Annotated in this window: 19 protein-coding genes and 2 pseudogenes; 17 read left to right on the top strand and 4 right to left on the bottom strand. The window is 62.4% G+C overall.

The features are described from left to right. Positions 1–12: 12 nt before the first annotated feature. From rfbB to F787_RS0112710, 12 genes and pseudogenes are all read left to right on the top strand, one after another. On the top strand, positions 13–1,122 hold the full coding sequence (rfbB, locus tag F787_RS0112755; RefSeq protein ID WP_028492429.1) for a dTDP-glucose 4,6-dehydratase: 1,110 nt from the start codon (positions 13–15) through the stop codon (positions 1,120–1,122). After that, positions 1,085–2,014 carry a dTDP-4-dehydrorhamnose reductase gene (gene rfbD, locus F787_RS0112750; RefSeq protein WP_042805957.1) on the top strand — a complete coding sequence of 310 codons (930 nt, stop codon included), beginning with the start codon at positions 1,085–1,087 and terminating at the stop codon, positions 2,012–2,014. Before rfbB ends, rfbD begins: the two co-directional genes overlap by 38 nt. A gap of 42 nt (positions 2,015–2,056) precedes the next feature. Beyond that, the gene (locus F787_RS0112745; protein WP_028492427.1) at positions 2,057–3,046 is read left to right on the top strand and encodes a class I SAM-dependent methyltransferase; all 990 of its coding nucleotides are present in this window, start codon (positions 2,057–2,059) and stop codon (positions 3,044–3,046) included. A 28-nt stretch (positions 3,047–3,074) separates the two neighbouring features. Next, complete coding sequence (gene rfbA, locus F787_RS0112740; RefSeq protein ID WP_028492426.1) at positions 3,075–3,959, top strand: glucose-1-phosphate thymidylyltransferase RfbA; 885 nt, start codon at positions 3,075–3,077, stop codon at positions 3,957–3,959. A 53-nt stretch (positions 3,960–4,012) separates the two neighbouring features. After that, positions 4,013–4,561, top strand: a complete 549-nt coding sequence (gene rfbC, locus F787_RS0112735) for a dTDP-4-dehydrorhamnose 3,5-epimerase (RefSeq protein WP_028492425.1) — start codon at positions 4,013–4,015, stop codon at positions 4,559–4,561. Between the two features lie 91 nt (positions 4,562–4,652). Then, entirely contained in the window at positions 4,653–6,161 is a 1,509-nt protein-coding gene (locus F787_RS0112730; protein WP_028492424.1) for a glycosyltransferase, read from the top strand. A 649-nt stretch (positions 6,162–6,810) separates the two neighbouring features. Next, the gene (locus F787_RS16850) at positions 6,811–7,905 is read left to right on the top strand and encodes a hypothetical protein (RefSeq protein ID WP_155989617.1); all 1,095 of its coding nucleotides are present in this window, start codon (positions 6,811–6,813) and stop codon (positions 7,903–7,905) included. Between the two features lie 288 nt (positions 7,906–8,193). Then, complete coding sequence (locus F787_RS0112725; RefSeq protein ID WP_028492423.1) at positions 8,194–10,488, top strand: alginate lyase family protein; 2,295 nt, start codon at positions 8,194–8,196, stop codon at positions 10,486–10,488. Between the two features lie 115 nt (positions 10,489–10,603). Beyond that, positions 10,604–11,035, top strand: a pseudogene (locus tag F787_RS15755) (transposase); the annotation flags it as partial. Between the two features lie 125 nt (positions 11,036–11,160). Beyond that, positions 11,161–11,313, top strand: a pseudogene (locus F787_RS17230) (VapC toxin family PIN domain ribonuclease); the annotation flags it as partial. 361 nt (positions 11,314–11,674) lie between these two features. Next, positions 11,675–11,911, top strand: a complete 237-nt coding sequence (locus tag F787_RS0112715; protein ID WP_028492422.1) for an AbrB/MazE/SpoVT family DNA-binding domain-containing protein — start codon at positions 11,675–11,677, stop codon at positions 11,909–11,911. A 3-nt stretch (positions 11,912–11,914) separates the two neighbouring features. Next, complete coding sequence (locus F787_RS0112710) at positions 11,915–12,322, top strand: type II toxin-antitoxin system VapC family toxin (protein ID WP_028492421.1); 408 nt, start codon at positions 11,915–11,917, stop codon at positions 12,320–12,322. Positions 12,323–12,455: 133 nt separating this feature from the next. On the opposite strand, the gene F787_RS0112705 is transcribed toward F787_RS0112710, so the two are convergent. Together F787_RS0112705 and F787_RS0112700 are read right to left on the bottom strand one after the other, a co-directional pair. Further along, the gene (locus F787_RS0112705; RefSeq protein WP_028492420.1) at positions 12,456–12,890 is read right to left on the bottom strand and encodes a type II toxin-antitoxin system VapC family toxin; all 435 of its coding nucleotides are present in this window, start codon (positions 12,888–12,890) and stop codon (positions 12,456–12,458) included. Beyond that, the gene (locus tag F787_RS0112700; protein WP_018871097.1) at positions 12,890–13,126 is read right to left on the bottom strand and encodes a type II toxin-antitoxin system Phd/YefM family antitoxin; all 237 of its coding nucleotides are present in this window, start codon (positions 13,124–13,126) and stop codon (positions 12,890–12,892) included. The genes F787_RS0112705 and F787_RS0112700 overlap by 1 nt, the downstream gene beginning before the upstream one ends. Before the next feature lie 386 nt (positions 13,127–13,512). Between F787_RS0112700 and F787_RS0112695 the strand changes: the two genes are divergently transcribed. Next, positions 13,513–14,922, top strand: a complete 1,410-nt coding sequence (locus tag F787_RS0112695; RefSeq protein WP_028492419.1) for an ATP-binding protein — start codon at positions 13,513–13,515, stop codon at positions 14,920–14,922. Positions 14,923–14,983: 61 nt separating this feature from the next. Then, a complete protein-coding gene (locus tag F787_RS0112690) occupies positions 14,984–15,793 on the top strand; it encodes a glycosyltransferase (RefSeq protein WP_028492418.1) in 810 nt (269 codons plus the stop codon). A 212-nt stretch (positions 15,794–16,005) separates the two neighbouring features. Here F787_RS0112690 and F787_RS0112685 read toward each other — a convergent pair whose 3' ends face one another. After that, positions 16,006–16,446: a PIN domain-containing protein gene (locus tag F787_RS0112685; protein ID WP_028492417.1), complete on the bottom strand. Its 441-nt coding sequence runs from the start codon at positions 16,444–16,446 to the stop codon at positions 16,006–16,008. After that, positions 16,446–16,688: a type II toxin-antitoxin system Phd/YefM family antitoxin gene (locus F787_RS0112680; RefSeq protein ID WP_018871323.1), complete on the bottom strand. Its 243-nt coding sequence runs from the start codon at positions 16,686–16,688 to the stop codon at positions 16,446–16,448. Before F787_RS0112680 ends, F787_RS0112685 begins: the two co-directional genes overlap by 1 nt. Positions 16,689–16,881: 193 nt before the next feature. Here F787_RS0112680 and F787_RS0112675 point away from each other — a divergent pair, with 193 nt between their 5' ends. The 3 genes from F787_RS0112675 (at position 16,882) to F787_RS0112665 (ending at position 20,730) form a co-directional block, all read left to right on the top strand. Next, a complete protein-coding gene (locus tag F787_RS0112675) occupies positions 16,882–17,823 on the top strand; it encodes an SDR family oxidoreductase (protein ID WP_028492416.1) in 942 nt (313 codons plus the stop codon). A 108-nt stretch (positions 17,824–17,931) separates the two neighbouring features. Further along, positions 17,932–18,921, top strand: coding sequence for a glycosyltransferase family 4 protein (locus F787_RS0112670; RefSeq protein WP_042805958.1), 990 nt, complete (start codon positions 17,932–17,934; stop codon positions 18,919–18,921). A gap of 93 nt (positions 18,922–19,014) precedes the next feature. Continuing rightward, complete coding sequence (locus tag F787_RS0112665; protein ID WP_028492414.1) at positions 19,015–20,730, top strand: bifunctional sulfate adenylyltransferase/adenylylsulfate kinase; 1,716 nt, start codon at positions 19,015–19,017, stop codon at positions 20,728–20,730. Positions 20,731–20,828 lie beyond the last annotated feature (98 nt).

Below are 20,828 nucleotides of genomic sequence, written 5' to 3'. Positions count from 1 at the left end.
GGCACTGGGAAGATGGTAGTGAGGTATCTCGTGACAGGCGGGGCAGGTTTTATTGGCTCAGCGGTAATCCGGAGGCTAAGGGAAATTGCTGCGGCGGATGTCGTGAATGTCGACAAACTCACCTATGCAGGCAATTTGGAGTCGCTGAGCGCTATAGCTTCTGATTCGCGTTATACGTTCGTTCACGCTGATATCTGTGATCCGGCGAGGATGCGGGATGTGTTTCATACCTTCCGTCCGGACATAGTGATGCATTTGGCGGCAGAGAGCCATGTCGATCGTTCCATTGATGGGCCGGCGGCATTCATCGAGACCAATATCGTTGGGACCTACACGCTCCTTGAGGCGGCACGGTGGTACTGGCAGGGGTTGAAAGAGTCTGACCCGGTGAAAGCCCAAGGCTTCCGGCTGCACCATGTCTCGACCGACGAGGTCTATGGCGACCTTAACGGCTCGGGATGTCTCTTTACGGAGACGACGCTCTACTCGCCGAGTTCACCGTATGCGGCCAGCAAAGCCAGCTCCGACCATTTGGTACGCGCGTGGCATCGGACGTACGGCTTGCCGACGCTGATTACCAACTGCAGCAACAACTACGGTCCCTACCACTTTCCCGAGAAATTGATTCCTTTGATGATTCGCAATGCGCGGGCGGGCAAGCCACTGCCGGTGTATGGCAACGGGCAGCAGGTGCGCGATTGGTTGTATGTGGAGGACCATGCCCGCGCACTGATCAAGGTGGCCACTGAAGGCGAAGTGGGAGAGACCTATAACATAGGTGGTCATAACGAAGTGACGAATCTTGAGGTAGTGGAGCGTGTTTGTGAGTTGCTCGAAGAATTGGCGCCGGACAAACCAGAAGGTGTGAAGCAGTACCGAGACTTGATCACCTTCGTGGCGGACCGGCCGGGTCATGATCTTCGCTATGCGATCGACGCGAGCAAGATTGAGCGGGAACTCGGCTGGGTACCCAGCGAGACTTTCGAGACTGGGTTGAGAAAGACGGTGCAGTGGTATCTGGATAATGAAGACTGGGTTGAGCGCGTGACCAGCGGGGCCTACCGGGAGTGGGTCGAAAAGCACTATGGCGAACAAGCGGTGGACGGGGCAAAGCATGGCTGAACAGGCCATTCTGATTACCGGCCCCAATGGGCAGGTGGGCTGGGAGTTACAGCGAGCCTTGTCTCCGCTCGGGCGACTAGTGTTGCTGGACCGAACTCGGTGCGACCTCGCCGATTCCCAGGCGCTTCGAAACTGGGTACAGGAGGTCCGCCCGGGGGCGATTGTGAACGCGGCCGCGTATACCGCCGTTGACCAGGCGGAGAGCGAACCGGACGTGGCGGCGGCGATCAACGCACAGGCCCCGCGGATTCTCGCCGAGGAGGCGAAGGCGCTCGGCGCGTGGCTGATCCACTACTCGACCGATTATGTGTTTGACGGCAGCGGCGAACGGCCGTGGCGGGAAGAGGATCCTGTTGGGCCCAAGTCGGTCTACGGCGCCACCAAGCTGGAAGGTGAGCAAGGAGTAATCGCCAGCGGTGTCGCCGCGCTTATTTTTCGCACCTCATGGGTGTTTGGGGTTCATGGGCACAACTTTCTCAAGACGATGCTGAAGGTAAGCCGTGAGCGCCCTGAGCTGAAAGTGGTAGCCGACCAGATGGGAGCGCCAACACCGGCGCATCTGATCGCGGACGTGACCGCCCATGCGCTACGGGACGCCTTGAACGGACGCATGGAGCGTCGCGCCGAGATCTTTCACCTGGCCCCCAGGGGAGCGACCTCCTGGCATGCCTACGCTGAACTCCTGATCGAACACGCAAAGACGCTTGGTTGGCCCATCAAGACTCGTTCGGTCCACGCGATTACGTCGAGTGAGTGGCCTACGCCCGCGGCGAGGCCCGCCAACTCGCGTCTGGACTGCCGGAAGTTGGAGGCGACGTTTGGCCTTCGGCTTCTCGAATGGGAGGCAGGGGTGAAACGAGTCGTGGAGCAGGTCGTTCAGAAGCCGTTGTAGCGCAGGTCGGATAGGATAAGTACAATTGTGAAGGCGAGTGCCATGGAAGAGTACAAAAACGACCTGGAAAGGTTGTTTTTCGAGAACACCGGGCGCCTGATCCACAAGTGGCGGCATTATTTCGAGATCTATGATCGGCATTTCTCCCGGTTTCGCGGAACGGACGTCCATGTTGTGGAGTTTGGTGTCTCGCAGGGCGGGTCCTTGCAGATGTGGAAAGAGTATTTTGGACCAAAGGCGAAAGTATTCGGCATCGATGTAAATCCGAACTGCAAGGCACTCGAAGAGGAACAGTTGGAGATCCTTATCGGTGATCAAGAGGACCGGCGGTTTCTTGATTCGGTCAAGGAGCGTGTCCCGAGAATTGATATATTGATCGACGACGGCGGCCACACGATGGCACAGCAGATCAATACCTTTGAGGCGCTCTTTCCCGCGATTGACTCTAATGGCGTGTATCTGTGCGAAGACCTCCATACGTCCTATTGGCGGAAGTGGGGTGGAGGATACGGACGAGCCGGGACGTTCGTCGAATACAGCAAGAACTTCGTTGACCTTTTGCACGCCTGGCATTCGGAAGATGAAGCTAGGCTTAGCGTTACCGATTTCACCAGGTCGGCACATTCGTTGCACTACTATGACAGTATACTCGTAATCGAGAAACGCCCAGTTGAAAAGCCGTTTCATCTGAAAACGGGCGAAGCGACGGTATCGCCGTTTCGCAAGCAAGAACCACGGTCTGGTGTGGTTTCTGAGCGAGCATCCTCCGACGGAGTTGACGACATGAACGGCGGTGAGAGGGTTCAGAATGACTTGGAGGCGGAGGATCGTGCGCCTTTGAGTGATATGGACGGGCTGAAGGCTCGGCTGCGCAAGGAAAAAGAGAGGCACAGGGTGACTAAGGACAAGCTTGCGGCGGAGAAAGCGCGCGTGGCGTCGATTCGCGCGTCGAGGAGCTGGCGCCTCACCGGCCCGTTTCGGCTGTTGTGGCGATCGGTAACGCGGGTGCGTACCGGCATGCGGAGGGGGTAGTGATGGCGGTCGCGAAGAGAGGGCAGTCATGAAGCGGCGGAAAGGTATTATTCTGGCCGGTGGCGCCGGGACAAGGCTTCATCCGGCGACATTGGCTGTCTCGAAGCAGCTGTTGCCGGTGTACGACAAGCCGATGATCTACTACCCGCTTTGTACGCTGCTGCTGGCCGGGATCCGGGAGATCCTGATCATCTCCACGCCTGAGGATACGCCCCGTTTCGAGCAGATGCTCGGTGATGGCAGTCAGTGGGGGATCGAGCTTCAGTATGCGGTGCAGCCGAGTCCGGATGGGCTGGCCCAGGCCTTCTTGATTGGTGCTGACTTTCTGGGTGATGACCTGGCGGCGCTGATTCTCGGCGACAACATCTTTTATGGCCACGATTTCCAGCCGTTGCTGGAGCGTGCGGCCGGGCGGCAGGAGGGTGCGAGCGTGTTTGCCTATCACGTGCACGACCCGGAGCGCTATGGTGTGGTGGAGTTCGATGCCGATGGCACGGTGCTGTCGCTAGAGGAAAAGCCGGCGAACCCGAAGTCGGCTTATGCGGTTACCGGGCTGTACTTCTACGACGAGCAGGTAGTGGAGCGTGCGCGGCGGATTCAGGCATCGCCACGTGGGGAGCTGGAGATTACCGACCTCAATCAGATGTATCTCGCGGAAGGCACGTTGAGCGTTGAGCTGATGGGGCGCGGGTACGCCTGGCTGGATACCGGCACGCACGACAGTCTCCTGGAGGCCTCGCACTTTATTGCAACGCTGGAGCGGCGACAGGGGTTGAAGGTGGCGTGCCCTGAAGAGGTCGCGTACCGGAAGGGGTGGATTGATGCGGAGCAGCTGGAACGGCTGGCGGCTCCGCTGGCGAAGAATGGGTATGGCCAGTATCTGCTGCGGGTATTGCGAGAACAGGTGGCGTGATCGGGGTTGCCGTCTGCTCTGTTTGTTTCTAGTAAATGGCTTTGGGAGGTACCGTGGAGGCACAGCGCCTGGCGATTCCGGATGTGGTTCTTTTCGAGCCGCGTGTCTTTGGCGACGAGCGCGGCTTCTTTTTTGAGAGCTTCAACGCCCGTACGTTCGAGGACGCTACCGGCCTGGCTCCGACGTTCGTCCAGGACAACCACTCGCGCTCTCAGCGCGGGGTGTTGCGGGGCTTGCATTACCAGCTACCCCCTTGCCCACAAGGGAAGCTGGTGCGCGTGGTGAATGGAGAGGTGTTTGATGTGGCGGTGGACATCCGCCGTTCTTCGCCCACGTTCGGTCGCTGGGTGGGTGCCCGGTTGTCGGCAGAGAACAAGCGCCAGCTGTGGATACCCGAAGGGTTCGCGCATGGCTTTGTCACGCTGAGCGAGTCGGCTGACTTTCTGTACAAGACCTCCGGTTACTACGCCCGGGAACTGGAACGATGCATTGCCTGGGACGATCCGGAGGTCGGCATCGAATGGCCTGTTGACGGCGAACCGGTACTTTCGATGAAGGATCGCGAAGGTGTGCGCCTTTCTGAGGCGGATGTGTTTTCGTGAGCCTCGGTTGTGTAGCTGTCAAGGGAGCGTGGCCGGGAAAGGCTGTCACGGGGGCGGATTGTGCCGAGGCGGTTAGCGGCTGCCAGAACGCATGAAGCTGGCGATCAAGAATCCGGCTCCGGAAGGCTCGAGACAGACGTTTTGGGGTGACTACTCCTTTGGCGGGTCGCTACAGCGTGCGCTAGAGGAGCTGGGCATTGAAGTGGTGCAGCACTTCTGGCCGGACTGGGATCGGGATGATGGCGAGGACGCCATCTTGGTGCTCCGTGGCAAGCGGTTGTATGTGCCCCCCAGGGATAAGGTCTCGATGCTCTGGGTGATCAGTCATCCGGCGACCGTCTCGTTAGAAGAGTTGAATCGTTATTCCGTTGCCTTTGTTGCGTCGGAGAAGCTGTATTCGACATTCGCCCCGTTGACCTCCACCCCGTTGGAGGTCATGCGTCAATGTACGGATGTGTCTCTGTTTGCACCGCCCGGGTGTACTGTGGAAGAGGACGCGAAGCGCCGAGAAGGCGTGGTCTTCGTGGCAAACAGCCGTGGGGTGCGCAGAGACATGCTGCAGTGGTCGTTGGCGGCTGGCCGGCCGCCAAGACTCATTGGTGGGCACTGGGATCAGTTCGGGCTGGCTGACCTGGTATACCGGGAGCATGTTCGGAACAGCGAGTTGCCGGAGGTCTATCACGCCGCGAAAGCGAGCCTGAACGACCATTGGGCGGATATGCGCCATTTCGGCATCATCAACAACCGGGTGTTCGACTGCATGGCCTGCGGTGTTCCTGTGGTCACTGACAGCTTTGCGGAATTGCGGTCGGTTATTGGGGATGCTGCGCTTTATGCGAACAACGCAGACGAGTTCCAGAGTGCGTTGGAGGAGCTGGACGACTCCTACGCTTCTGTACTCTCGAAAGTCCGCTCATGGTGGGATGAGCACGGGACTGATTACTCGTTTTCGGCCCGTGCTGAGCAGATTCTGCGTGCATTCGATCGCCTGGAGCCCAAGGGCGCGGAACCTGGAGCCGAAAGCGATACGCCAGACTTGGGGGAGGCGCGTGCCTTCTTTGATGAGCTGCTTCGGCAGAGTGATCTGAAGCGATCCGGGCGGAGGAAGAAGGTAGTCCTGGTGAATCCAACGCAGCGGACCTTGCGGGCGGTGACCGCGAATGACGATGTGGCTCATGTGAGCGCGGGGTTTGGCGATGGCCCTTGGCAGGTCGCCCTGGATGGCCAGGCCTCGCAACTGGAAGGGGCCGGTTTCGATTTGGTCTGGATTGAGCAAACGGACACCCTCCTGAATGTTTCCCCAGCTGAGCGATTGGTGGCGGCTCAGGGCCTCGCCCGTTCGATGTCGATCCTGGGCGTACTGGGGGTTTCTCCCGCTGGCGGGAACGAACGTGCCTTCGTGGACGCATTGGGCTGGGCAGGACTCGAGACTCTCTCTGATGGCTCTTATGGCACGATACTGGGGCGCGCGTCGGCCAGCCGAAGTGTTCAGGAGATGGAAGCGCTCTCGCGTAAGCTTAACGAATCCGAACGACGGTACCAGAAACTGAAGAAACGAACGTTGAGGGGGAGGTTGGATAGGTGGCTGTCGCGAAGTTGACTCGACTGCCCGCGCGGTTTCGGTACATTGACACGGCGATCTGAAACCACGAAAACTCGGGTGAAGATACCGATTCGGAGGCCTGAGTAGAGTGGATCCCGAACTATATGTGATCTACTAAGGCAAGCTGATGCATCCTGATACCCTTTTCTACATCGACTCGCATTCAATCGACAGTGCTCGAGAGAGGCTAATCGGGTACTTTCAAACACGGGATCATATCGTTTTCGGTGACGCTGGGCTCCAAGAGTACCGGCGTGATCACCCCGGTAAACTCGACCCTTTAGATGGTGCATTCTTGGCGCTCCTGGATCGTGGGGAATACTTGGAGGCGTCGACTGACGCGACGGGCCAGGAGCTTCTCTACTTGTATCGGGCAGCTGGCTCCTGGGCCGTCTCAAATTCGCTATACCATCTTGCGAAAAAAGTTAGATTGAAGGGGTATGAGCTCACCCCTCGTCCGCCCTCGCTTCTCTCTTTTACGATTAAAGACGGCAATCACTGGGCTGCACAACCGTTTTCTATGAGAACGGTTTTTAATGAGGTTGTTCTTCTTCCCCCGGGGAGTTCGGTTCGCATTGAGCGGAGGACAGGGGCCCTCTCCGTGCTACATAGGTCGATTTATGACGGATTGGAATCTTTTCGCGGCATGAGCTATGAAGACATAGTGGCGCAGTTCCTCGAATCGGCTGTGGCCGAAATACGCGGGCTCGGTGAGGTCGACGGGTTGGATCTGCGATGCCAGCTGTCGGGTGGATATGATTCGCGTGTGACGTACGGTTTGTTTCTTTCTTCTGGTTTGCCAACTGACCGATACGTGGTGGAATCGGCCAAAGGAAAGGCTGCTGATTTCGGGGTGGCCCAGGAATTGGCGTCAAAGCATGGTCATCGTCTAAATACTAGGGGCGTTGGAACAGCGGCAACGATTGATTCCGACGAGGCGTACCAGTTGTGGAAACTAGGCAATATGGGCTCTTATCTTCCGATTTACTCTGTAAAACATCGGAGTACGAGATTTGCGCTAAAAGCAAGAGGGGACTTGTGGACGTCGACAAAATTCTACCAGAAATCGCCCGAACGTATTACCAAAACCATCGTTAAATCGGTTCCAGACAATAGGGGGCGATGCGTTGGCCAGGATTGGTGGGACGGCTTGGCGGATATAGGAGTGGACTACAGGAGTGCGGAGGCGTTGATGCTGCATTATTCGGCATTTCGTTCACGATTTCATTGCGGCCGGCGTTGGTATAAGAATCTTGGGCATCACGTGCTATATTCCCCTTTGGTATCTAGATCCCTCGGAGCAGCGGCGATTGAGAGTAGCCGGAAGGGATGGGGTGATAAGCGGTTGTCGATGGATTTGTTGTTGGCATTGGGAAATGGCTTGGCGTCTGTGCGGTTTGATGCGAGGAGTAAAGCCTTCCGTAATTCTGAGCTTCGTGAGAGTCCGTTTCGCGGAGGTATCGCGATATCGGATTCGAGGAAGGCTGTTTATTGGGGTCGAGAACGGGCAGTCCCTCAAGAAAAGATGGGCTGCGGGTTGAGCGACACAGGGCTCCGGGAGCGGCTCCTGGAGGAGTATCATTTAGTGGAGCGTGAGGTAAAACGGGCGGGTATATTGCCAACACGGGTTTTCAAGAAGGCGGTGGCTGAGCAGAAAGAAGGGGGGTCGTTGTCTCACGGGCTCCGGATGACGACATTGGTTTTGTTCGCAGCGTTTACGCTGGGGGTTGAACGTTACTGATTAATGAGTGGTTTTTCTTGCTAAGAAAATTGTTGTGGCTGTTATGGTGAGTGGGTTCGTGTGGCGGTTTTAGTTGTTTGGTTGTTTTGGGGGGGGGTAAAATCATACAATATTTGGTTGGCCGTGTGTGTGGACTGGGCTTCGACCCGAGTTGTGGTGATGGCTTGTGGGTTGGAATCGGGCGTGTTTGGCAATGATGCTTGATGTGGGGAGTTATCAACGGCGGTTGGAAACAATGAGAGGGTGCTTCACGGGATGAAGGGGCGAAAGGTGTTCTCTAGGGCCGCGATGGCGGTGCGGGCTTCGCGGGCATGGCCATTGGTGCGCCCTGTGTATGCGCTTGTGAGTCCGCTTGTTGATCTTAGGTCTCTTGCTTATGGGCTAAAGACCCGTGGTGGTCCGGAAGTTGCGTCGATGCCGCGTGCTCGTGATCGAGGAGATCCGCCGGTTTGTGTCGAGGCGAGACGAGATGGGCGTGCGGGTGGCGAGAGGGTGGGGGACTTCGTGTTGTACCGTATCGTGGGGAATGATCTGTGGCCCCGACACCGGGTGGGGCAGTCACGCGAAAATGTTGCTTGGATTCTGGAGCACGAACCGGAACTGGCCGGCTGCGAGAAGCGCTGGGTGGTCAATCGCATCGTGGACCCCGGCGAGGAGGAGGCGATCGTGCGGCTTCTGGAAGAGGCCGGGCAGGACTACGTGCATATCCCGTTTCGGTGGGATGAGTACCGGGCGGTGGACTGGGACGTATTCGGCGTGCCGGCGGAGTACGCGCCGGGGACCCGTGGCTTCCAGCAGCTTTCCGAGCTGATGCAGGGGCGGGTGCTGATGCGGCTGTATCGGCACAAGAACAATTACGTAATGAACAACAACGGGGCGCGTAACGCGGCGCTGCGGGACGGTCGTGGCCGTGCGGAGTGGGTATTGCCCTGGGACGGCAACTGTTTTGTGACGCGCGAGGCCTGGAACGAGATCGTTGAGGGCGTGCGCGCGCGGCCCGAACGGCCTTACCACATCGTGCCGATGGCGCGGATTACCGGGAACGAGGATCTGCTGCGAGCAGGTTTCCGACCGGAGGCAAAAGAAGAACCGCAGGTTCTGTTCCATCGGGACGCACGGGAAGAGTTCGACGAGGGGTTCTTCTATGGCCGTCGGCCAAAAGTGGAGCTGCTGTGGCGGCTCGGAGTGAAGGGGCCGTGGGATGACTGGCCGCGGGAGCCGTGGGATCTGGATTTCCCCGAATTTGCGGCCGAGGCAGGTTGCTACAACGAATGCGGCTGGGTGGCGCGTTTGTTTTCTGGCCGTAAGGAACAGGAGGTTTCGAAGGGGGCAGCGGCTTTCCACAATCGTGGGCGGGCAAGGGTGGATGCCATTGAGGCGATGCTGAGGCGGGCGGATGAACTCGCCTTTGACCCTGCGCTGAACCCGCAGGACCTGTGTGTGGTGAAACAGGCGAAGTTAGCCAGCGATGGGGCCGCACCATCCGTCCGGGAGGCTCTTGTCAAGTGTGCGAGCGAGGCGCTCGAGCGGGGCCCGTTCAGCGTGGTTGACAAGACGACCCGGCCACCGAGTGGCGATGTTCATGATTACTGGCATCCAGCGCCCTATTACTGGCCGCATCCGCTGCGCATCCCGGGGCTGCCTTATGTTGCTCGCGATGGCGAGAGGGTCCCGGGAACGCGGCTCTACGAACCGGAAAGTGATCGTTACGACCGCACACGGGTGCAGCGGCTGTTCGACGACGGCCTGGTACTGGCCATGGCGCAGGAGGCGACCGGTGAGGAACGCTACGGCAAGCATGCGGCCAGGCTGGTCCGGCGCTGGTTCCTGGATGAAGAGACGGCGATGAAGCCGCATCTGCAGTACGCGCAGGTGCGGCGTGGACACAACCGTAATCGCGGTACGAGTGCCGGGATCATCGAGTTCAAGGATCTGTATTACTTTCTTGATGGCGTGCGTCTGCTCCTGCGGAACGGCGCGTTAGCCGATACGGACCGTACGGGGCTGGAAAACTGGCTGGGGCAGTACCTTGAGTGGTTACGGTCCAGTCCGCAGGGCATCGGGGAGCGTGCTTCGGAGAACAACCATGGCACCTATTACGACCTGCAGGTGGCTTCCATCGCGGCTTTCCTGGGCGAATGGAGGCTGGTGAGGGAAACCCTGCGGGACAGTCGTTCGAGGATTCTCGCGCAGTTCGCGTCCGATGGCCGCTTGCCGCAGGAACTGGCGCGCACCACTACCGCACATTACGAGTGTTTCACCATCCAGGGGTGGATCCATCTGGCACGGCTGGCCGAGTCGGTCGGCGAGGATCTCTGGTCCTTCGAGGGGCCGGAGGGGCAGGGGCTGCGCCGGGGAATGGAATGGCTTCTCCAGCATATGGGCAAGCCATGGCCGTATCAGCAGATCGACGCGTTCGATGAAGAGCGCTTCTACCCCATTCTGTTCGCTTACCGGGAAAAGTATGGCGAACCGCCTGTTGAACTGGATGCCGCTCCGACGCCGAGCGAGGTCAAGCCCGTGTTCTTTCCGCACGACGGGATCCCGCCATTCTGGCAGTACACGATGAGAGGAGACTCGTAGCGTCGGCTGGCCATCTTTTCCTGGCTTTGTAGCAAAACCGGGACCAAAACCGGGACAGATCTATTTTCCGCTGCATGGGTGCGGCGGTCGGGAGGAGTGACCAGGAGGGGAAGGCATGCCAAGGATGGCGCGAGTGGTGTTGCCGCATATGCCGCACCATGTGGTGCAGCGGGGACATAACCGGCAGGTGGTGTTTGCCGGGCCCGAGGATTACGAGCGGCACCTGAAGGACCTGCGGGAGCCGAGCGCGGCGCTGGAGATTCGGGTGTATGCGTACTGCCTGATGACCAACCATGTTCACCTGTTGCTGGGGCCGGGCGAAGAAGTGGCCGCGATGGGCCGTCTGATGAAGGCGCTGGTGGCGCGTGCCACGCGGTATCGGAATCGGCTGGAGGGCCGCTGCGGTACGTTGTGGGAGGGGCGCTATAAGTCCAGTCCGGTGCAGACGGAGACTTATCTGCTCGCCTGCACGCGCTACATCGAGCTGAACCCGGTGCGGGCGCGCATGGTGCCAGCGGCCGGTGACTATGCCTGGTCCAGCTACCGCTAGCGCATGGGCGAGGAGGACTGCTGGAAGAAGATTCGGCTCCCTCTACGCCGCGAAGTCGCTCGGAACTGGACCGTGAACTCCAAGGGGAGCGCGAAGGCTGGAATGATTGATGCTGGCGTTTCTCGACGGAACTGCGCGCCCATCACGGGCTGCGCACGCCCGATGCCATCCAGGCGGCAAGCCTGCTCACGGTCGATCCGAAAGGGGCCTTCGTGACGGGGGATGGCGACTTCGAGAAGATCCCTGGCCTTCGTGTTGAGCGGATTCCACCCTGATGTAACTGAACGGGAAAATAAATCTGTCCCCAATTTGCCGATGAGGGGTTGCGGCGCGCGGTTGTGCCGTTGGTTGGGTAGGTTTGGGTGTTCTGGCTTTGGCGGGGGCTTCGCGGGCGAGCCCGCTCCCACAGGGGGTGAGACGCCACGGCATACTCGCGCTGGTCGCCGAATACGGCGAGCCCGCTCCCACGGGGGGTGAGATTTGGTGTAGGAGGCCAGCCCTCTGGCCGATGGGGCCTGTCCAACATCCAATCGGCCAGAGGGCTGGCCTCCTACAGGGGGATGGCAGCGGGGGCCTTGGAATGTGGTTGGGTGGGGGATATGCTTGAGGCATATGCAAAGGATGTGGGGTTTGGCGATGAAGCGGCGCACGGCGAGTTTGTTCCGGAATGGACGCAGCCAGGCAGTTCGGCTGCCCAAGGGTTTTGCGTTCGATGCGGATGAGGTGGTGATTGAGAAGCGTGGGGATGCATTGATTCTGCGCGCCAAGCCGAGGTCCTGGGATGATTATTTCCAGGGGGCTGGAGAGACCCTGCCGGATGACTTTCCCGATTCGATCGAGGATCACGTGGCGCAGGATCGCGAGGCATTGTGACCCGTGCGCTACATGCTGGACACGCACATCTGCATCTACATCATGAAGCGCCGACCGCCGGAGGTGCACGCGCGGCTGCGGGGTGTGCCAGTCGGGGAGGTGGGCCTTTCTGCTGTCGTTCTGGCGGAATTGCGGTATGGGGTTCGCCGGTCGAATCAGAGAGAACGTAGCGAGGCCGCACTGGAGCGCTTTCTGGCTTTTGCGAGGGTGTGCGACTGGCCGGAAGAAGCGGCCGAACATTACGGCGACATCCGCGCCGGGCTGGAAGGTTTGGGCACCCCGATTGGAGCAAACGACCTCTTGATCGCAGCGCATGCTCGGGCCATTGGGGCCGTGCTGGTCACGAATAACGGACGTGAATTCGAGCGTGTATCCGGGCTGCAGGTGGAGAATTGGGTGGCGGCGAATTGACCGCGTGTCGGTATCGCGGCGGCGGGGGCTTCGCGGGCGAGCCCGCTCCCACAGGGGGTAGCAGTCGGTGTAGGGGGCAGCCCTCGGGCCGATGGGGGCTGTCCAACATCCAATCGGCCAGGGGGCTGGCCTCCTACAGGGGGCCGAGATCGGAGAATGTAGGGACGCCGAAAAATTCTGCTGATGCCAGGAGTGCCTGATCGAGGGTTAGTAATGGGGCCTCGCTGGCCTCGGCGCACGCCAGATGCAGGGCGTCCAGCGTCCTCAGGCTTGTACGGCGTGTGAGCAGCCAGTGCATGGCTCGGTCAAAGACGCCTGGGTCCAGCGAAACGAGGCGAAAACGCCCCTCGCGAACGTCTTCGTGAAAGGCCGACTCGATCCGGTTGGCCTGGGCCTCGTCCAATTCACCCATGCGGACCCACCGGGCCAGTGCCGAAGCAAACTCGACACGCACCAGCTCACTGATGACGGGCGGCTGGCGCTGTGCAAGATAGAGTTGTTCGATGGTGTCACTGGCGGGTTCGCTGCGGTAAAACGGCAGGACTGCACTGGTGTCTGCGTAGAACATCAGTAGCGTTCGGTATCCCGCAGGGTGCGAACTGTATCGGCGGACGCCTCGCGCATCGCCGGCACGCTCTGCCGCAAGTCTGCACGGGAACGAAACCCCGGGGGCTCCTCCGCGGGCCGTACCACGCGCGCGACGGGCCGACCCCGACGCAGGATGCAGACCTCCTCGCCTCGCTCCACCTCTTTCAGGATGCTGGAGAGCTGTTCGCGCGCGTCGCGGACGTTGACCTCTTTCATGTCGCTCCAAATTTCAATGTGTACACATAAAATGTACACAAAATCCGGTTCAATGCAAGCGACGAGTCGCCAGCTTGCCGCGAAGTGCCTGCGTATGTCGGGTTATGGTGAGGGGGCTTCGCGGCCAAGGCCGCTCCCACAGGGTGTAGCATTCGGTGTAGGAGGCCAGCCCTCTGGCCGATGGGGCCTGTTCAACATCCAATCGGCCAGGGGGCTGGCCTCCTGCTGGTGGACCAGGCGGTGCGGTGGGGTGGGGCGTAAGTGACTGTGTTGATGGAGCGAATGGATTGACGTAACTTAGGGTAAGAATTTTTACCTTAAGGTGTGTCCGAGTGGCGGAATCCGGGGGGTGGGCGTTTTACGGCCGGCAGACGGAGCTGGGCCAGTTGCAGGAGATCCTGTCCAGACGGCGCTGGTTCTTTCTGCAGATTTCGGGGCGGCGCCGGATTGGCAAGACGACCTTGATTCAGCAGGCGCTGCAGGCGGCGGGTGTTTCGAAGACGCTGTACATCCAGATTCCGGATTCGGACCCGGCGGGGGTGGTGGCGGCTTGCAACGGATACCTGGAAACGTTCGGGCTGGAGGAGCGTGTCCATAGCCTGGGCGAGCTGGCCCGTTTGATCGCGACGCTGGCGGAGTCGGGGTATGTGGTGGCGCTGGACGAGTTCCAGTACTTCCATCGCAAGCCGCTGTTCGATTTCTGCTCGTTCCTGCAGGCGGAGGTGGACCGGCTGAGCGCTCGGGCGGGGCAGGTGCCCGGCGGATTGATTGTGCTGGGGTCGCTGCATGCGGAGATGACGGCGCTTCTGGATGACCGGCAGGCGCCGCTGTTCAACCGGGCCACGGATACGCTCGAGCTGGGGCATCTGGATATCGGCTCGGTGCTGGAGATTCTGCGCGCACATGCGGACGAGGACCCCGAACGCCTGCTCTTCCTCTGGAACCTGTTCGAGGGGGTGCCGAAGTTCTACCGGGATGCCTATGAGCAGGGTGTGCTGGATGCGGACCGCGAGACGGTACTGCGCAAGCTGTTCTTCTCCAGCTCGTCGCCGCTTCGCAATGAAGCGGACAACTGGTTCCTGCGTGAACTGCGCGGGCGCTACGACATGGTGCTGCAGTTTCTGGCATCGCATCCCGGCTGCAACAACGCGGCGATCGAGGCCCATCTGGCGGAGGTCTCCGGTCCGGGAGAGGCACGACAGGTGGGCGGGCATCTGAAGATCCTCAGCGAGCGGTACCGGATGATCGAGCGGCGCCTGCCGATCTTTGCGCGACCGAAGGCTCGCAGCGGGCGTTATTACATTCGCGACAATTTCCTGCGCGCGTGGCTGTCGGCGCTGCAGAAGCCGGTTTCGGCCTCGGCCTTTCGGCCGATGGACATGCTCGTGTCGCAGGCCGATGAGCGTTTGCGCGAGGTTGAAGGCTATGCCCTGGAGGATCTGGTGGCGCAGCTTTATGAGGAGCGCAGTCGCCTGGGTCTGGGCGACTTTGCGTTGTCCGAACGGATTCGGGGGTACTGGGATCGCTCGGACGTGGAGATTGATTGGGTGGCGGTGTCGGAGGACCAGAGCGCTATTCGGTTCGGCTCCTGCAAACGCCAGGGCGAGAAGCTGGCCAGGTCCATTCCGACTCTGGTGGCTGCGGCGGGGCGGTTTTTGAGCGCCCATAGGGCTTACCAGGGCTGGAATGTCGAGTACGTTGCGATTGCGCCCCGGATCACCGAAGCGGAAGCCGCGGAGATCCGGCGCCAGGGGGCGTCTCCGCAGAGCCTTGGGGAGCTCTGTGATGGGTTGTGATCCGTCCACAGGTGGGAGTATGTCTCCGGCGGATTTGTCCACAGCGCTGGTTTCTGTGGTGATGCCGCTGCACAACGCGGCAGATCGGGTGGTTGAAGGCGTGCGCTCGGTGCAGGGGCAGTCGCTGGCGGATTGGGAGCTGCTGGTGGTGGATGATGCCTCCACGGATGACTCGGTGGCGCGGGTGGAGGCGCTGGCGGCGGAGGATGCGCGCATTCGGGTGTTGCGGCTGGAGTGCAATGGCGGGCCGGCGGTGGCGCGGAATGCGGGGATTCGCGAGGCGCGCGGGCGGTATATCGCGTTTCTGGACAGCGACGATGGCTGGGCCCCGGATAAGCTGGCGCGGCAGGTGGCGTTGATGGAGCGGGGCGTGGTGTTCAGCTTTACGGCGATGGAGCGGTTCGACGAGCAGGGCCGGCGGTTGTCTGCGGCGGGGGTGCCGGAGCGGGTGTCTTATGCGGAAATGCTGAAGACGAACTACATCGGCTGTTCCACGGCCATGTACGATACGCAGTTCTTCGGCAAGGTGGAGATGCCGCTGATTGATCGGCGCCAGGATTATGGCCTGTGGCTGCGGTTGTTGAAGCGGGTGGAGTTTGCGTGCGGGCTGAATGAGCCGCTGGTGCGGTATACGGTTCGGTCGGGCTCGGTGTCTTCGAACAAGCTGACGACGGCGGGGTACACCTGGCGGGTGTATCGGGAGCTGGAGGGGTTCTCGTGGGTGCGGTCGGCGTACTTGCTGGGGCATCAGACGGGGCGTGCCCTGGTGCGGAACCGGTTTCCGCGTGTTGCGCGGCGGTTGGGGTGGTTGCATTCGGTAGATGGGGGCGTGGATCGAGATTGCCACGGGCCCTTCGGGCCCTCGCAATGACGGGTGCTGAGGGATGACGGGGCGAGTGCTTCGCGGGCGAGCCCGCTCCCACAGGGGTAGCAGTCCATGCAGGAGGCCAGCCTTCTGGCCGATTGGATGTTGGACAGGCCCCATCGGCCAGAGGGCTGGCCTCCTGCGGAGGTCTGGATGCGGCGTGTGCTGGTGAGGGGGCTTCGGGTTTGTGAGGCGGGCCGTGATGGCGCGGCTGGTGGTTAATAGGTGGCACTGCTCAGGATGGGGATCTCCGTGACGCTGTTAAAGTCCCGATCATGGGTGATGAGCGCTGATGAATTGCTGTGGATGGCGGTGGCCAGCTGAATGGCGTCCGGTAGCTTTAGTTCGTACCGGGTGCGGATGCGGGCGGCCGTGAAGGATAAAGGGGCGTCAAGTTCCTGAATGTGCCAGTTGTTGCTGTTTGCCAGGGTCTGGTAGTAGCGGTCTGCAAGGATTTCGTCGTTGTTGCGCAGGGGGCCGGCCAGAAACTCCGCCAGTGTTACGGTTGATACGACCCCATGGAGGGTTCCTGCCTCGATTCGCTCGAAAACCGGGAGGTAAGGCTCAAGGAGAGTGGGGTGATCCTCCATCAGGTAAATGATGGGGGCGGTATCGACGGTGATCCACGAGCCCTCGGGAAGCTCGGCGACGTCCACCATCAGTCCCACTCTTCCCGCAGGTCGGCCACGGTCTTCGCGGGTTCTGTTCCCCAGAGCCCTGCGCCGGATCCGCGCAAAGCGAGGAGGCCGGCCTGACTTGACGGGATTTTGCACTGGTCCGGGGCTGCGAGGATGGCGTAGGGCTTGCCCCGCTTCATGATAATGGCGGGCTCGCCACTGTGTGCCCGGTCCAGCAGGTTCGGCAATTGGCGCCGGGCGGCTTCGGATCCGATCTTTTGCATGTGGGGCCTCCTTGGTCATGTTCCTGTACGTACTGTACAGGGGGGTTGATGGCCACGTAAACTGCCAATCATCCGGCCACGAGTGACTGTACCTCGACCGCCCGATCCATTCGCGGGCGAGCCCGCTCCCACAGTGGGCTGGTGATGGGGACTGAGAGGCAACGGGCCGTGCGTTGGTGATGGGGGCTGAGAGATGAACGGGCGTGTGCTGGTGACGGGGGCGTCGGGGTTTGTGGGCCGGGCCGTGATGGCGCGGCTGGCCGGGGAGGGCTCGGGGCGGGCGCCGGTGGCCGGGGTTCGGCGTGCGGCCGGGGTGTTCCGGGAGGAATGCGCGCTGGGGCCGCTCGAAGAGTTCGGGGCCGGGGTCGCGCTGCCCGAGGGACTGGATGCGGTGGTGCACCTGGCGGGGCGGGCGCATGTGCTGGATGAGCCGGAGGCGGATCCGCTCGGGGTGTTCCGGCAGGTGAACGTGGAAGGAACGTTGAACCTGGCGCGCCAGGCGGCGGAGGCCGGGGTGCGGCGGTTCGTGTTCGTGAGTTCGGTGGGGGTGAACGGGAACGTGACCTCCGCGCGAGCTTTCACGGAACGGGACGTCCCGGCGCCGCAGGAGCCGTATGCGGTGTCCAAGCATGAGGCCGAGCAGGGGTTGCGGGCGCTGGCGGCGGATACGGGGATGGAGCTGGTGATCGTTCGGCCGCCGCTGGTGTACGGGCCGGGGGCGCCGGGCAACTTCGGCCGTTTGCTCCGCTGGGTGCAGCGGGGGGTGCCATTGCCGCTGGGCGCGGTTTCGCGGAACCGGCGCTCGCTGGTGGCGCTGGATAACCTGGTGGACCTGCTGGTGACCTGTCTGGATCATCCCGCGGCGGCGGGGGAGACGTTCCTGGTGGCGGACGGCGAGGATGTGTCCACGGCGGGGCTGTTGCGCCGGGTGGGGGATGCTCTGGACCGGCCGGCGCGTCTGTTGCCCGTGCCGGTGTGGGTGTTGCGGGCGGGGGCGGTGGCTCTGGGCCGGCGGGAGATGGCGCGGCGGCTGCTGGATTCGCTGCAGGTGGATATTTCGCATACGCGGGAGACGCTGGGGTGGGAGCCGCCGGTGTCGCTGGATGAGGGGTTGCGGCGGGCGGTTGTGCCGTAGGAGGCCAGCCCCCTGGCCGATTGGGCCTCTCCAACATCGAATCGGCCAGGGGGCTGGCCTCCTACCGGGGGAGGGGATTTGTTGGCGTTTTTGGGATTGCTGGTGGCGATGGTGATGGTGGCGGGCCTGACGGGGCTGCTGCGTCGCTATGCGCTGGCGCGGGCGATGATGGATGTGCCGAACGCGCGCAGCTCGCACGAGGTGCCGACGCCGCGGGGCGGCGGGCTGGCGATTGCGCTGGTGGTTGTGGCGGGGCTGGCGATGCTGGGCGCGGTCGGTGCGGTGGCGCCCGGGGTCATGCTGGCGCTGGGGGGTGCCGGGCTGCTGGTGGCGCTTGTGGGCTGGTGGGACGACCGGGGCGAGGTACCGCCGCTGTGGCGTTTGCTGGCACATTTTGTGGCGGCCGGCTGGGGGCTGGCGTGGCTGGGCGGGTTGCCGCCGTTGCCGGTGTTCGGGGTGGTGCTGGATCTCGGCTGGTTCGGCCATGCGCTGGCGCTGGTGTATCTGGTGTGGCTGCTGAACCTGTACAACTTCATGGATGGCATCGATGGCATTGCCGGGATCGAGGCGATCACCGCGGGGCTGGGCGTGGCGGTGCTGATGGCCTGGCTGCTGCCGGGCACCGACTGGCTGCTGCCGGCGCTGCTGGTGGCGGCCACGCTGGGTTTTCTGCCGTGGAACTTCCCGCGGGCGCGGATCTTCATGGGCGATGGCGGTGCCGGGTTCCTGGGGATTACGCTCGGGCTGCTGTCGATCCAGGCGGCGTGGGTGGCGCCGGAGTTCTTCTGGGTGTGGCTGGTGATGCTGGCGCTGTTCGTGGTGGATGCAACGTACACCCTGGTGCGCCGGGGAATGCGCGGGGAACGGGTGCATGTGGCGCACCGGGCCCATGCGTATCAGCACGCGGCCCGGTTGGCCGGTTCGCACGTGCCGGTGTCGCTGGGCGTGGGGCTCATCAACCTGCTCTGGTTGCTGCCGGTGGCGGCACTGGTGGCGCAGGGGCATCTGGATGGTGCACTGGGGGCGCTGATTGGCAGCGTGCCGCTGCTTGCGGGTGCGGTGTGGTTCCGCGCCGGGCAGCCGGAGCAGCCGGAGTAGCCCCGGCCCGGGACCCGAGACGCGCGGGGGCGGAATCGGTACCATTCGCGGATTCGATGAACCCATTAATGGCCAACGGGAAACAACGCTGTCATGGATCTGATTGCCCCCTACGGCGGGACGCTTTGCGACCGCTACGTTGATGAATCCACCGCGCGCGAGCTCAAGGAGCAGGCGCAGGAGATGCCGAGCTGGGATCTGACCGAGCGTCAGATCTGCGATGTGGAGCTGCTGCTGAACGGCGGGTTCTCGCCGCTGACGGGCTTCATGCGGCAGGCCGACTACGACGGCGTGCTGGACAACATGCGCCTGGCGGACGGCCAGCTCTGGCCGATGCCCGTCACCCTGGACGTGAGCGAGGCGTTCGCCGAGCAGGCCGCGCCGGGCACGCGCATCGCGCTGCGCGATGCCGAGGGCGTGCTGATTGCCGTGATGGACGTGGAGGACCGCTGGACGCCGGACAAGGCGCGCGAGGCGCAGCAGGTGTTCTCCACCACCGACGTCGCGCATCCGGCGGTCAACTACCTGATGAACCGTGCCGGGGCAGTGTACCTGGGCGGCACGCTGCACGGGGTCGAGTCCCCGGTGCATTACGACTTCCGCAACTACCGCTACAGCCCGGCGGAGCTGCGCGAGTACTTCCGCAAGCTGGGCTGGAACCGCATCGTCGCGTTCCAGACGCGCAACCCCATGCATCGCGCCCACGTGGAGCTGACCCGGCTGGCCGCCCGCCAGACCGAGGCCAACCTGCTGATCCACCCGGTGGTGGGCATGACCCGGCCCGGCGACGTCGACCACTACGTGCGCGTGCGCTGCTACGAGCACGTGCTGCGTCAGGCGCCGGAGCAGACCACCCAGCTCAGCCTGCTGCCGCTGGCGATGCGCATGGGCGGCCCGCGCGAGGCGCTGTGGCACGCCATCATCCGCCGCAACTACGGCTGCACGCACTTCATCGTCGGCCGCGACCACGCCGGCCCCGGCCCGGGCTCCGACGGCGAGGACTTCTACGGCCCGTACGATGCCCAGGAACTGATCCAGCAGCATGCCGACGAGATCGGCATCGAGATGGTGCCGTTCCAGGCCATGAGTTTCGTGGAGGACCGTGCCGAGTACGTGCCGGCCGACGAGGTGCGCGAGGACGAGGAGGTGCTCAACCTCTCCGGCACCGAGTTCCGCCGCCGCCTGCGCGAGGGGCTGGATATCCCCGAGTGGTTCTCCTATCCGGAGGTGGTGGCCGAGCTGCGCCGCAGTTTCCCGCCGCGCCATCAGCAGGGCTTTACCGTGTTCTTCACCGGGCTGTCGGGTTCGGGCAAGTCGACCATCGCCAACGCCCTGCGGGTCAAGCTGATGGAGCTGGGCGGGCGTGCGGTGACGCTGCTGGACGGCGACATCGTGCGCAAGGAGCTTTCCAGCGAGCTGGGCTTCTCGCGCGAGCACCGCGACATCAACGTGCAGCGCATCGGCTTTGTGGCCAGCGAGATCACCAAGAACGGTGGCGTGGCCATCTGCGCGCCCATCGCCCCCTACACCGACATGCGCCGCCGCGTGCGCGAGCGCATCGAGGACGCGGGCGGGTTCCTGGAGATCCACGTGGCCACCCCGCTGGAGACCTGCGAGCAGCGCGACCGCAAGGGCCTGTACGCCAGGGCGCGCGCCGGCCTGATCAAGGAATTCACCGGCATCGACGACCCGTACGAAGAGCCGGAGCACCCGGAGCTGCGGATCGACACCCGCGAGATGACCCCGGACGAGGCGGCCCACCGGATCCTCCTCAAGCTGGAAGGCATGGGGTTCATCCGCAACCCGTAACCCGTAGGAGGCCAGCCCCCTGGCCGATCGGGGCCTGGCCAACCCACCGGGGGTGAATCGGCCGGAGGGCCGGCCTCCTACGGGCCGGGGCCGCCGGG

The organism is Thioalkalivibrio sp. ALE19 (assembly GCF_000428605.1).
Classification (GTDB): Bacteria; Pseudomonadota; Gammaproteobacteria; order Ectothiorhodospirales; family Ectothiorhodospiraceae; genus Thioalkalivibrio.
This window is presented reverse-complemented; position numbering and strand designations above follow the sequence as displayed.